The 12,623-nt window shown below is 36.8% G+C and carries 11 protein-coding genes; 5 read left to right on the top strand and 6 right to left on the bottom strand.

The window, feature by feature from the left end; all coding sequences use genetic code 11:
- Nucleotides 1-134 precede the first annotated feature (134 nt).
- Nucleotides 135-422 (bottom strand): rhodanese-like domain-containing protein, encoded by a 288-nt coding sequence (locus K319_RS0100430; protein WP_027381836.1) that lies wholly within the window; start codon nucleotides 420-422, stop codon nucleotides 135-137.
- A 205-nt stretch (nucleotides 423-627) separates the two neighbouring features.
- On the opposite strand from K319_RS0100430, the gene queG reads away from it, so the two are divergent.
- The 3 genes from queG to alaS all read left to right on the top strand — a co-directional run bounded on the left by queG (nucleotide 628) and on the right by alaS (nucleotide 5,284).
- On the top strand, nucleotides 628-1,551 hold the full coding sequence (gene queG, locus K319_RS0100425) for a tRNA epoxyqueuosine(34) reductase QueG (protein WP_027381835.1): 924 nt from the start codon (nucleotides 628-630) through the stop codon (nucleotides 1,549-1,551).
- A 234-nt stretch (nucleotides 1,552-1,785) separates the two neighbouring features.
- Complete coding sequence (locus K319_RS0100420) at nucleotides 1,786-2,463, top strand: TIGR02117 family protein (protein WP_027381834.1); 678 nt, start codon at nucleotides 1,786-1,788, stop codon at nucleotides 2,461-2,463.
- Nucleotides 2,464-2,680: 217 nt separating this feature from the next.
- Nucleotides 2,681-5,284, top strand: coding sequence for an alanine--tRNA ligase (gene alaS / locus K319_RS0100415; protein ID WP_027381833.1), 2,604 nt, complete (start codon nucleotides 2,681-2,683; stop codon nucleotides 5,282-5,284).
- A 56-nt stretch (nucleotides 5,285-5,340) separates the two neighbouring features.
- Here alaS and K319_RS0100410 read toward each other — a convergent pair whose 3' ends face one another.
- Together K319_RS0100410 and K319_RS0100405 are read right to left on the bottom strand one after the other, a co-directional pair.
- On the bottom strand, nucleotides 5,341-5,823 hold the full coding sequence (locus K319_RS0100410) for a SixA phosphatase family protein (protein ID WP_027381832.1): 483 nt from the start codon (nucleotides 5,821-5,823) through the stop codon (nucleotides 5,341-5,343).
- A 105-nt stretch (nucleotides 5,824-5,928) separates the two neighbouring features.
- Nucleotides 5,929-6,801 (bottom strand): AraC family transcriptional regulator, encoded by an 873-nt coding sequence (locus tag K319_RS0100405; RefSeq protein WP_027381831.1) that lies wholly within the window; start codon nucleotides 6,799-6,801, stop codon nucleotides 5,929-5,931.
- Between the two features lie 155 nt (nucleotides 6,802-6,956).
- On the opposite strand from K319_RS0100405, the gene K319_RS0100400 reads away from it, so the two are divergent.
- On the top strand, nucleotides 6,957-7,547 hold the full coding sequence (locus K319_RS0100400; protein ID WP_027381830.1) for a T9SS type A sorting domain-containing protein: 591 nt from the start codon (nucleotides 6,957-6,959) through the stop codon (nucleotides 7,545-7,547).
- Nucleotides 7,548-7,656: 109 nt separating this feature from the next.
- Here K319_RS0100400 and K319_RS0100395 read toward each other — a convergent pair whose 3' ends face one another.
- From K319_RS0100395 to K319_RS0100380, 3 genes are all read right to left on the bottom strand, one after another.
- A complete protein-coding gene (locus tag K319_RS0100395; RefSeq protein ID WP_027381829.1) occupies nucleotides 7,657-9,393 on the bottom strand; it encodes a thiamine pyrophosphate-dependent enzyme in 1,737 nt (578 codons plus the stop codon).
- Nucleotides 9,394-9,477: 84 nt separating this feature from the next.
- The gene (locus K319_RS0100390; RefSeq protein WP_027381828.1) at nucleotides 9,478-10,473 is read right to left on the bottom strand and encodes a glycosyltransferase; all 996 of its coding nucleotides are present in this window, start codon (nucleotides 10,471-10,473) and stop codon (nucleotides 9,478-9,480) included.
- 109 nt (nucleotides 10,474-10,582) lie between these two features.
- The gene (locus K319_RS0100380) at nucleotides 10,583-11,749 is read right to left on the bottom strand and encodes a THUMP domain-containing class I SAM-dependent RNA methyltransferase (protein WP_027381827.1); all 1,167 of its coding nucleotides are present in this window, start codon (nucleotides 11,747-11,749) and stop codon (nucleotides 10,583-10,585) included.
- A 123-nt stretch (nucleotides 11,750-11,872) separates the two neighbouring features.
- Between K319_RS0100380 and K319_RS0100375 the strand changes: the two genes are divergently transcribed.
- Nucleotides 11,873-12,598: an SAM-dependent methyltransferase gene (locus tag K319_RS0100375; RefSeq protein WP_027381826.1), complete on the top strand. Its 726-nt coding sequence runs from the start codon at nucleotides 11,873-11,875 to the stop codon at nucleotides 12,596-12,598.
- Nucleotides 12,599-12,623 lie beyond the last annotated feature (25 nt).

The raw sequence follows: 12,623 nt of genomic DNA, 5'->3' as shown, positions 1-12,623 counted from the left end.
AACAAGTTAATTATTTGATTATCAGGTAATTGTAAAATTATTTTTTGCGCATATAAAAACAAAAAAGTCGGAAGAAAATCTTCCGACCATGACTAGAAATATTCCCGCTTTAATTTTTTTATGAAATTCTGATCTTAAAGATTTTCCAAAGTCTGGCTAAGGTCATTGTAGCCACCACCATTGTAAACGTTTTCAAATCCTTGGGATTTGTAAAAATCTGTTGCTTTTCCGGAACGGTTTCCAGATCTGCAGAAGAATATTACATTGCCATCCAAAGCTCTGATTTCATCGATGTGAGCTTCGATATCGCCTAAAGGAATATTGTTCGCTTCCGCGATGCTTCCATCAACTTCCAGTTCCAAAGGTTCACGAACATCGATCAGATGATAGTTTCCTGCTTTCAGTACATCTTCTATTGCCATAAATTTAAATTTTTACTGTTTTGATTATAACAAAACTACAATATAAATTTCAAAAAGAGAGCTTACTTTAAGATAAAAATTTTGGAAAAATCTTAATAGAAAAATCGAAGATTTAAAAACTTTGCGACTTCCCCTTTAGAATTATTATAGTAAATATTTTGCGTCTTTGCGATAAATTATAAAACATTAATTTCGCAGAATATTTATGAATCCCAAAGAAAGACACACACAGCTTATCAAAACCAAAGCTTCTGCATTTGGGTTTCAGTCATGTGGGATTTCAAAGGCAGATTTCTTGGAGGAGGAAGCTTCTCATCTGGAAAGTTGGTTGAAAAACAATCACCACGGCGAGATGAAATACATGGAAAACCATTTCGATAAACGTCTGGATCCGAGATTGCTGGTGGAAGGTTCTAAATCTGTTATTTCTTTGAGTTATAATTATTTTCCGGAAGAAAAACTTCAAAATGATAATTTCAAGTTGGCAAAATATGCTTATGGAGAAGATTATCATGATGTTATCAAAGAAAAACTGAGAACGCTGGTCACGGAACTTCAGGATGAGATAGGAGAGTTCTCTTTTCGTGTTTTTGTAGATTCGGCGCCGGTTTTGGAAAAGGCCTGGGCTCGGAAATCCGGAATTGGCTGGGTGGGGAAAAACTCTAACCTGATTACCAAAAAATACGGTTCTTTTTATTTTTTGGCGGAGATTATCTGCGATTTGGATTTGGTCGAAGATTCTCCTGTTACAGACCATTGTGGAAGCTGTACCAAATGTATCGATGCGTGTCCTACTCAAGCGATAATTTCTGATAAGATCATCGACGGAAGCAAGTGCATCTCTTATGCAACCATCGAACTGAAAGACCAGATTCCTGACTTTTTCAAAGCCAAAATGGACGATTGGATGTTCGGATGCGATATCTGCCAGGATGTTTGTCCCTGGAATCGTTTTTCGGCTCCTACTTTGGAAGAGAAATTTCAACCGAATTCTCAGCTCAAAAACTTTACAAAAAAAGAGTGGAAAGACATTACCCAAGAAATTTTTTCCTCGGTTTTCAGAAAGTCCGCAGTTAAACGGACAAAGTTTGCAGGTCTAAAACGGAATCTCGATTTCTTGTCAGAGTAAAATCCCGTTTATAGAGTTATTTTCTTTTTTGAACTCTTTTAGGTGCAACTTTTACTCTAATTTTTAATCTTTTGTTGGATTGGCGTTTTTTCGGCATATACTAATGATTTTTCGATATTAAATTTCAAAATAAATTTCCATAAATCCAAGAAAAATTAAAAAAAATTAACATATCTATTTTGCTTCGAAAATTTTATTATCTTTAATGTTCTCTACGATTCGTAAAACAACCGAATGAAAAAAATGCTGCTAATAATCATAAAAATAACCGGCTTCATTATTGGAGTCGTTTTTTTGTATATCATTTTGGGATTGCTGATTCCTTATATTCCTGTAAAAGCTGAGAAAACAGATGAGCCAAAAACCATAGAACTGTATATCCTTACCAATGGTGTCCATACCGATCTGGTGCTACCTGTCAGGACGAAATATATTGATTGGAGCGAGAAGTTGCCATTCGAGAATACAAAAGGAAAACAGACAGATTTCAATCATATCTCTTTCGGTTGGGGCGATAAGGGTTTTTATCTTGATACACCAACCTGGGCGGATCTCAAATTTTCAACAGCTTTCAAAGCGGCCTTTTGGTTAAGCGATTCGGCAATGCACTGCACTTATTACAAACAAATGAAAATAGGAGGCGATTGTAAAAAAATGATGCTGACAGAACAGCAATATCAGAATCTCGTCAAGTTCATCGATGATAGATTTGATAAAGATTCCCAAGGGAAATATATATTGATAAAAACCGATGCTGTTTATGGAAACGATGATGCTTTCTATGATGCCAAAGGCAGTTACAACTTCACTTATACTTGCAACACTTGGGCAAACAATGGACTGAAAGCAGCCGGCCAAAAAGCAGCACTTTGGACACCTTCGGATTTTGGGATCTTTCAGCATTATAAATAATACATTTTTGGGCGGACATCTTGGGCTATTCAGGGGTTTCGTCTTGTCAAAAATTAAAAATTTCCGACAAGACCGCTCGTTTCACTCGCGCCCTTACTATCCCGGCCGCAGATTTGTCATAAATTTCAATTTTAGACATAGAAAAACATTCTCAAAATCACATAATTTCATTAAATTTGCCAACCACAAAAAGCTTCAAAACAAGCAAAATTAAATTATGACTTCACAAGAGATAAGACAGCAATTTTTAGATTTCTTCAAAAGCAAAGAACATCTTATTGTTCCTTCCGCACCCATTGTTCTGAAAGATGACCCGACGCTGATGTTTTCCAACTCAGGAATGACACAGTTTAAAGATTATTTTTTAGGTTACAAAGAACCGAAAGCCTCAAGAATTGCCGATACTCAAAAATGTTTGAGAGTTTCTGGGAAGCATAATGATTTGGATGATGTTGGACGTGATACGTATCATCACACAATGTTTGAGATGTTGGGGAACTGGTCTTTTGGTGATTACTTTAAAAAAGAAGCGATTTCTTGGGCTTGGGAATTGTTGACAGAAGTTTACAAAATTCCAAAAGAAAATCTTTACGTAACCATTTTTGAGGGGGACGAAAAAGAAAACCTTGAAAGAGATAACGAAGCTTACAATTATTGGAAAGAATTGATTTCTGAAGACAGGATTATCAATGGAAACAAAAAAGATAATTTCTGGGAAATGGGAGCAAGCGGACCTTGCGGGCCTTGTTCTGAGATTCACGTTGACTTGAGGAGTGAAGAAGAAAAAGCGAAAATTTCAGGATTAGAATTAGTTAATAATGACCATCCTCAGGTTGTGGAAATCTGGAATCTCGTATTCATGCAGTTCAATAGAAAAGCAGATGGTACTCTGGAAAATCTTCCTGCAAAACACATCGATACAGGAATGGGATTTGAGCGTCTTTGTATGGCTTTGCAACAGAAAGAATCAAATTACGATACGGATGTTTTCACGCCTTTAATTGCTAAAGTTGAGGAACTTTCCGGTAAAAAATATACAGGAATTTTAACGGATGAGAAAGACATCGCTATCCGTGTAGTTGTTGACCACATCAGAGCGGTTTCCTTTGCGATCGCTGACGGCCAATTACCTTCCAACGGAGGAGCCGGTTATGTGATCAGAAGAATTTTGAGAAGAGGAATTTCTTACGCGTACAGATTCTTAGACAGAAAAGAACCTTTTCTTTATCAATTGGTTGCTGTTCTCCAGGAACAAATGGGTAAATTTTTCCCGGAGCTGGAAAAGCAGGGAACTTTGGTTACTGAAGTGATTAAAAGTGAAGAAGAATCTTTCTTAAGAACTATCGAAACAGGTTTAATCAGAGTTGATAAATTAATTCAGCAAACGATTTCTGAAGGTAAAAAAGTATTACCGACGGAAGAGGTTTTCGAATTGTACGATACTTATGGTTTCCCTGATGATTTAACAAGAATCATTGCGGAAGAAAAAGGCTTAACCATCGATGAAGCCGGATTTGAACAAGCTTTGAATGAACAAAAGCAACGTTCCAAAGCCGATTCTGCCCAGAAAGTTTACGATTGGGTTACGTTGGAGGAAAAACCTGAAAACTTTGTAGGTTACGACAAAATCGAATCCGAAACTTATATTACGAGATACAGAAAAGTAGAAAATAAAGACGGAGAATTTTATCAGGTGGTGTTGAGCGAATCGCCTTTCTATCCTGAAGGTGGTGGACAAATAGGGGATAAAGGAGTTCTTGAAAATGCTACCGAAAGTTTTGAAGTTTTAGAAACTAAAAAAGAAAACGGATTGATCATTTCTTTGATCAATGGACTTCCGAAAGATGCAGGCGCTGTTTTCTATGCTAAAGTCAATGTAGCCGACAGAAAAAACACACAAGCCAACCACTCTGTAACGCATTTGTTGCACGAGGCTTTGAGAAATGTTTTGGGAACTCATGTTGAGCAGAAAGGTTCATTCGTAGGTCCCGATTATCTTCGTTTCGATTTCTCTCATTTCAGTAAAATGACAGATGAAGAATTGAAGCTGGTTGAAGATAAAGTGAATGCCAAAATCAAGGAAAGTATTGCGTTGCAGGAATTCAGAAGTATTCCGATTCAGGAAGCTCTGGATAGAGGTGCAATGGCTTTGTTTGGTGAGAAATACGGCGACAATGTGAGAATGATCCAGTTCGGCACATCGATGGAACTTTGTGGTGGAACTCATGTGAAAAACACCAGCGAGATCGGTCATTTCAAGATCGTTTCCGAAAGTTCTGCTGCAGCAGGAATCAGAAGGATCGAAGCAATTTCCGGAGATAAATCCGCTGAATATTTCAAAAATTTAGAAAAGCAGATTAACGAACTTTCTCAATTGCTGAAATCTAAAGATATTGTAAAATCGATTGAAAAATTAATTGAAGAAAACACTTCTTTAAAATCAGAGGTTGAAGCCTTCAAAAAAGAAAAGGCAAAAGGAGAAATCGGAGACTGGAAAAATGCCTACGAACAAAAAGGAGACAAGCAGCTTTTGGTGAAGAAAACATCTCTTGATGCAGGTTCTGTAAAAGACATTGTATTCCAATTAAAAAGAGAAATTCCTACTTCTGTAACTATTATCCTTTCCGATGCAGACGGAAAACCAATGATCACCGTTGGTGTTTCTGATGATCTGGCTTCTAGTTATCAAGCAGGAGCTATCGTAAAAGATTTGGCAAAAGAAATCCAGGGCGGCGGCGGCGGAAATCCGGGCTTCGCAACTGCTGGAGGGAAAAATCTTGACGGTTTGGAGAATGCTTATCAAAAGGCTTTAGAATTATAAAAGTAATATTATAATAAAACAAAAACTCCCAGATCCGGGAGTTTTTTATTTATAAATTATTGATTGAAATTTTTCGGGGAATAGAAGAATAGGAAGCGTTTTTTTGCCATTTCAAAATCGCTCCAACTATCGCAGTCTATTTCGTAGCCTACCACTCCGGATGTTGGGAGATTCACAATCTCGTCTGTTAGGGAGTTTGCAAAATTTGAGATTCCGTTGTTATGTGAAAATAATGCAACGGAATTGATGGAATCATCTAAACCGTATATTAAATTTTCGAAATTAGCTTCCCTGGGGTTGTATAATGTTGCATCTGTTGAATAGGATTTTTGAAAAACTTTTGAAAATAATTCACAAGTATGGAGAGCACGCTTTGCAGGACTCGATATAAATGACTCGATATCTACTGATCTTTCTTTTAAATAATTGCCCATTTTTGTAGCATTTACTATACCCTGATCTGTCAAAGGACGGTCAAAGTCTTCGATATCTTCTGGCCAATCACTCTTGGAATGTCTTACGAGTAAAAGTGTTTTCATTCAGAAATAATTAATATTGAATTAAAATTAGAGAATATTTTTGATACTTTGACATGTTTTTTTTATAAAACTTTCAGGAATGATAAAAAACATATGTAATAGGTATCAGGTAATCACATTACTGAATTCCTTTCTATACTGGGAAGGGCTTTTTTTTGTGTATTCTTTAAAGGTCTTATTGAAGTAACTAAAATTATTAAATCCGCTGTCAAAACAGACTTCCGTAATACTCATCGGTTGTTCTGCCAAAAGTTTTAAGGAATGTGTGATTCTATATTCATTCACAAATTGAGTGAACGTTTTATTCGTGATTTTTTTGAAATATCGGCAAAAGGAAGGAACCGTCATATTGGATAATTCTGCAACCGTTTCCAAAGCGATCTGCTCCTTGAAGTTGTCTTTCACATAATTGAAGATCACGCTGATGCGGTCATTGTCTTCTTTTTGGGTCTGCAGATAATACTTTGAAGCATTCAGGATTTTGTAATCTTGGGTTTGGGAAAGTTCGTCCAGGATCTCGACCAGGATCATCAATTTGGTCAAGGATGAGGCTTCTGTCAAAGCATCTATTCTTGGTTTCAAAGCTTTTTTCACTTGTTCGCCATAGACAATTCCGCTTTTTGCTTTTTCCAATAATGAGGAAATTCGTATCATTTCCGGCGCTTTCCAAAACTGCGGACCCAGAAAGTCCATCGAAAACTGTATCACAACTTCATAATCGTTTTTGGTGTTTTCATTCGTCATCCCACAATGCGGCAGATTGCTTCCGATGAGGATTAGGTCGCCATCTGTGAAGTAAGAAATATTGCTCCCAATTTGTCTCTTGCCGGAACCTCCAAACACAAATATCAATTCGATCTCAGGGTGATAGTGCCAGAAGTTTGTCTTGATATTCCCATTTCTCGAATATTTCAAACAAGTAAAGCTGCTGCCGACATCCGGGCTTACAGATTCTAATACAGGATTGTAATGTTTCATAGTACAAATTTACTCAATGTGTTTTAAATTACCTTATTTTATTAATTAATATTTAGTTAATGTTAATATAGAACATACAAATGAAAATTGTATTGTATTATTTGAGATTTATCTGCAATACATTTGCATAGTAAAACAATTAAAAAGAAATTATTATGAAAGGTATATTAAAATTTGGTTTTCTTGTAGCAAGTATATTCATCTCTACAAGTATGATGGCTAAGGATAAAGATTTTTCTGTAGCTATTGGTGAAGTTAGCCAGAAGACTTTGCATTTCGAAGTTTCGAATGCAAAAAATGTTTCCCTATACGTTTATAATAGTGACAGAAACGAAATTTTTTCTGAAACACTTAAAAGTGAGAATGTTGAGAAATCTTACAACATGAGCGGGATGGCTTCCGGAACTTACTTCCTCGTTGCAGAATCTGATGCCAAGATTGAAAAATATAAGATCGTAGTGGACGGCGACAATGTTTCTTTAGAAAAAAAGCCGGTTTCTGCCATTTCAAAACCGGAGTACACTATTAATAAAAATATTGTAAAATTACAAATGTCAAATGTAATCGGAGATGTGAAAGTTTCTATTTTCGATACAGCAAACAACACTTACTACAGCAAAAACAACGTTGCAAAAGATGGATCTATCGATTTGACCTTCGATTTGAATCCTGCAAATCCTGAAACTTACATTATCAATGTTGAAAAAGATGGCGACAGTTTCAGCAGAATGATTTCTCTAAGATAGTTTTTTTAACTAAGGTTATATATATTATTTTCTTAAAAGCTTCATAATTTCTTATGAAGCTTTTTTTATTTAGATTAGAAAAGCCCAATCAAATTGGGCTTTCCGGTATTTATAGAACTTCTTTGATGTGTTTGTAATTGCTGGCAATTGTATCTGCCACTTCTTTGAAATTCCCATCCAGCATCATTCTCGTCATCGCAATGCCCATTCCTTTCATCTGTTCCCAACCAACTTTTGGCGGCATTGCCAACGCATTTGGATCTGTGAAAATATTCACGAGTACAGGTCCTTTTGTTGTAAAGGCATCAGAGATTGCTTCTTCGACTTTCGCAGGATCATTGACATTGATCCCTTTGATCCCAAAGGCTTGGGCAAGCAACCCGAAATCAGGATTCATCATATCTGTCTCATTATCAGGGATTCCGTTTACTTCCATTTCCAGTTTTACCATTCCCAAAGAACGGTTGTTGAAGACGATGATCTTTATAGGTAATTCATATTGTTTTATGGTGGCGATATCGCCCAATAACATAGAAAGCCCGCCATCGCCACAAAGCGCAACAACCTGCTTGTCCGGACGGGATAGTTGTGCTCCGATTGCCATTGGCATTGCATTCGCCATCGTCCCATGACTGAAGGAGCCCAGAAGTTTTCTTTCGCCGGTTGCTTCCAGATATCTTGCACCCCAAACACAGCACATTCCCGTATCCACAGTGAAAATTGTGTCTTTGTCAGCTTGTGAATTGATGGTTTCTGCTACAAATTCTGGCGAAATATAATTCTCTTTGCCTTTATCTTCAACATAAGATCGGAGGTTGCTTTTTACCTTTTGATAAAATTCTAATTGTTTATCAAGAAAATGTCTGTCATCATTGATTTTGATCAAAGGCAAAAGACTGGTCAATGAATCTTTTATTTTTCCGGCAAAACCTCTTGTCAATTGTGCTCTTCGTCCCAAGCGTTCCGGTTTGTCATCGATCTGAATGATCACTTTGTCCACAGGCATAAATTTCACATAAGGAAAGTCCGTTCCGAGTAATAAAATAATATCAGCCTCGTGCATCGCTTTGAAAGCAGAAGGTAAGCCTAGAAGTCCTGTCATCCCAACTTCGTAAGAATTGTTGTACTGGATTCCCATTTTTCCACGAAAAGAGTATCCGATTGGTGCTTTTAGCTTTTCTGCCAATGCAATAACTTCTGTATGTGCTTCTGAAGCTCCAATGCCGCAATAGATCGCCACTTTTTTCCCTGAATTAAGATGATTAGCTATCCAATTGATCTCTTCTTCTGCAGGAATAATTATTGGATTGGTTTTAAAAACAAGGTCAGAACTGATATTCTTTACAGATCTGGCCTCGAAAAGGTCGCCGGGCATTCCCAAAACAGAGACACCTTTTTGGGAGATCGCATGCTGAAGAGCAGCTTGCAACATTCTCGGTGCCTGTTCCGGCGTTGTAGCGATTTGGTTATAAACCGAACAGTCGTCAAATAATTTGATCGTGTTGGTTTCCTGAAAATAAGAAGTTCCAAACTCCGAACTTTCACAGGTTGAAGCAATTGCCAGAACCGGAACATTACCTCTGTTGGCTTCATAAAGTCCGTTGATGAGATGCACATGACCAGGTCCGGAACTTCCAGCGCAAACGGCGAGACCTTCCAGTTCAGCTTCGGCAGCAGCAGCGAATGCGCCAACTTCCTCGTGTCTGACGTGGATCCATCGGATGGAACCTTCACGTTTTATAGCATCATTTAAAAAATTAAGGCTGTCACCAGTGACAGCATATATGCGTTTTATTCCCGTTTTGACAAGGATTTCGACAAATTGGTCAGCAATATTTTTTGACATGGTTTTTATAAATTTAATGATACCAAAATTTACAAAAAATATTCCAAGGAATTGTTTACAATTAATAATTAAATGTTAATTAAATCAATGAAAATGATTTGGAAAAGCTTCTCTCGGCGTTTGTTTGAGAATATTGAGTTTGAACCAGGATTTCAAAAATCCATAGCCATAAGAGAACATTTGGATGTAAGTTGAAATCACGGCCATTGATGCAATACTCATATTCTTTGTTAAAATCAAGGCGTGGAAAAAAACAAGAAACGTGTAAAGTCCATACAAAGCGAGAATCAACCCATTCCCCCAAACAAAATAATGGATAATCCCGATCAGATATCCTAATAAAAATAAACTTGGGAACCAGAATGTCGGCTTTACATATTTCGGGTGTCTTTGATTAAGAATCGGTCTTGCACAACCGAATTGATAAACCTGTTTTGAGAATTTCCCAAAATCTGTTCTTCGTTTATGATAGACACCGATGTTGTCATAGAATTTGGTTGTGAGGTCATTTTCCCAAAGCGTCATCGACAAATCCGGATCTTCACCGATTCTCATTTCTGAGAAACCGCCGATTTTCAGGAAAATTTCCTTGTTGACGCCCATATTGAAACTCCTTGGCTGGAATTTCGTAACTGCGTTTTTATTTCCACGTATTCCACCGGTTGTGAAAACCGAAGTCATCGAGTAGGAGATTGCCTTCTGCATCAGGTTAAAACCTTTATGTGCTTTATCGGCCCCACCAAAAGCATCTGCCGGATTTTCAATCAGATTTTTCTTAATATTTTCGATGTAATCTGTTTCTACAATCACGTCAGAATCTACAAAAACAAGCCAGTCATTCTTCGCTCGTTTTGCGCCGTAATTTCGGCTCAGTCCCGGACCTGAATTATCCTTTCTGAAAAACTGAATGTCCAATTGATCCTCAAATAGCTCCACAGTCGGAAGAAGCTTAATAATGGAACCATCATCTACAATTATCACCTCGAAGTTTTTATCTGTCTGGTGGGAAAGAGAATTCAGAAGTTCGAATAATTCGTCCTTTCTGTTAAAGATTGCGATGATGATGGATATTGTTGTCATTTTAAACTCTTGAAATGCTTCCTAGCTTCTTTATCATTATTCTTTTTCCCAATTCCATCGGAAGAAAAGATACTTAAAAAATCAAAAAATAATTCGATCAAATCCCAGATCATTCTTCTTTATTTATATATTTCCCTTTCTTAGAACCATCATACATCTCATACTGCAAGAATCTTGTTTCCAATTTTCCGTTGAATAATTTGATTTTTCGGGAAGGTCTGAGTCCAATTTTCTTTGGTGCATCTAGGTCGGCAGAAATCAGCCAAGCCAAAGTATTGGGATAATGTTGTTTGAAAGTATCTCCGATTTTTTTGTAAAAATCATCATCATTAATACTGATTCTCTCGTCATAAGGCGGGTTGAAAACCATCAACAACGGAAACATATCTTTCTCAGAATCGAAGAAATTCTTATTTCTAAGTGTGATGATATCTTCCATTTCAGCAGATTCTACATTCGTTCCTGCAGCGTCCAAAGCAAAATGGTCGATATCGTAACCGACAATTTTTCCAGTGAATTCCTTCACGCGATTGAGGCGAACTTCTTTGATGGTTCTGAATAATTCTGCGTCATAATTTTTCCAGTTCTGGAACGCAAAATTTCTTCGGAAAGTCTGAGCCGGCAAATCCATTGCAATCATCGCCGCTTCGATCAATAATGTTCCGGAACCGCACATGGGGTCGAGGAAGTTTCCTTTTCCGTCCCAACCCGCAAGTTGCAACATTCCACTTGCAAGAACTTCGTTAATTGGTGCAACAGTCTGTTCCTTTCTGTAACCGCGTTTGAAAAGTGCATCACCAGAGCTGTCAAGAGAAATCGAAACCAATTCCCTGTCAATATGAAGGTGGAATTTGATATCAGGATTATCTTTATTAACGCTCGGTCTGATTTTATATTTATCCTGAAAATAATCAACGATTGCGTCTTTCATTTTCAAGGTCATAAACTGAGAATGATTGAACCTCTCGGAATTTACAGTGGCATCAATTGCAAAAGACTGATGTTTTTCCAAAAACTGGTCCCACTCAAATTTGAATAATTTATCATAGAATTTACTCTCATTAAAAGCTTTAAATTCCATTATCGGAACCAAAATTTTAAGAGCAGTTCTGCAAGAATAATTGAGTTTGTAAAGAAAACCAAGGTCGCCTTCGCAAGTTACCGCACGGTTTCTAGCTTCGACATTTTTACCTCCCAATTTCTTGACTTCCTCAGCCAAAACCTGTTCTAGTCCAAAGAAAGTTTTGATTTGTATTTGCAGATTATCTGTATTCATAGCGCAAAAATATGGATTTTAGTTATTGGTTGTTAGTTTATAGTTGATAGAAATTATCATAACTTATAAAAACCATCAACAAACTACTATCAACTGTCAACCAAAAATCCTTATTTTTGCAAGATGCAATGGTTCGAAGAATGGTTTGATACACCATATTATCATATTCTCTACAAAAATCACGATTACAAAGAAGCTGAGGATTTTCTGAATCTTTTGACTGATTTTCTGAAACTTGAAAAAAACTCCAAAATAATTGACCTGGCCTGCGGAAAAGGCAGACATTCGATTTATCTTAATAAGTTGGGTTACGATGTTCTTGGTCTGGATTTATCGGAACAAAGTATCAATTATGATAGACAATTCGAATCCGAATCATTGAAGTTCAGAGTTCACGATATGAGAAACAGGATTGATAATGAACCTGTGGATGCGGTTTTCAATCTCTTCACAAGCTTTGGATATTTTGAAACAGAAGAAGAAGACAAAAGCGTTTTCCGTTCTGTTTCCGAGGTTTTGAAAGATAACGGTTATTTTGTTCTCGACTTCCTGAATGCAGAATATGTAAGAAAAGTCATCACTCCACAAATGTTTATCGAAAGGGAAAATATTGTTTTCAATATCAAGAAACATATTGAAGGCGAATATATTATGAAAGAAATCGATTTCGAAGCGGATGATGAAAAACATCATTTTTTTGAACGTGTAAAACTTACTTCTCCGGAGAAAATTCTGAACTTTGCAGAAGAATTCGGATTCGAACTCATTAAACGTTGGGGCGATTATCAACTGAATGATTTTGATGAAAATAATTCCCAAAGATGTATTAATTTGTTTAGAAAGAAATAAGTCGAAAGTTAAAAGAACCAAGTTT

The sequence above is a fragment of the Epilithonimonas caeni DSM 17710 genome (assembly GCF_000426465.1).
In the GTDB taxonomy this organism is placed as follows: Bacteria; Bacteroidota; Bacteroidia; order Flavobacteriales; family Weeksellaceae; genus Epilithonimonas; species Epilithonimonas caeni.
The sequence above is the reverse complement of the archived record's forward strand: the minus strand, read 5'-3'. Positions and strand labels throughout refer to the sequence as shown.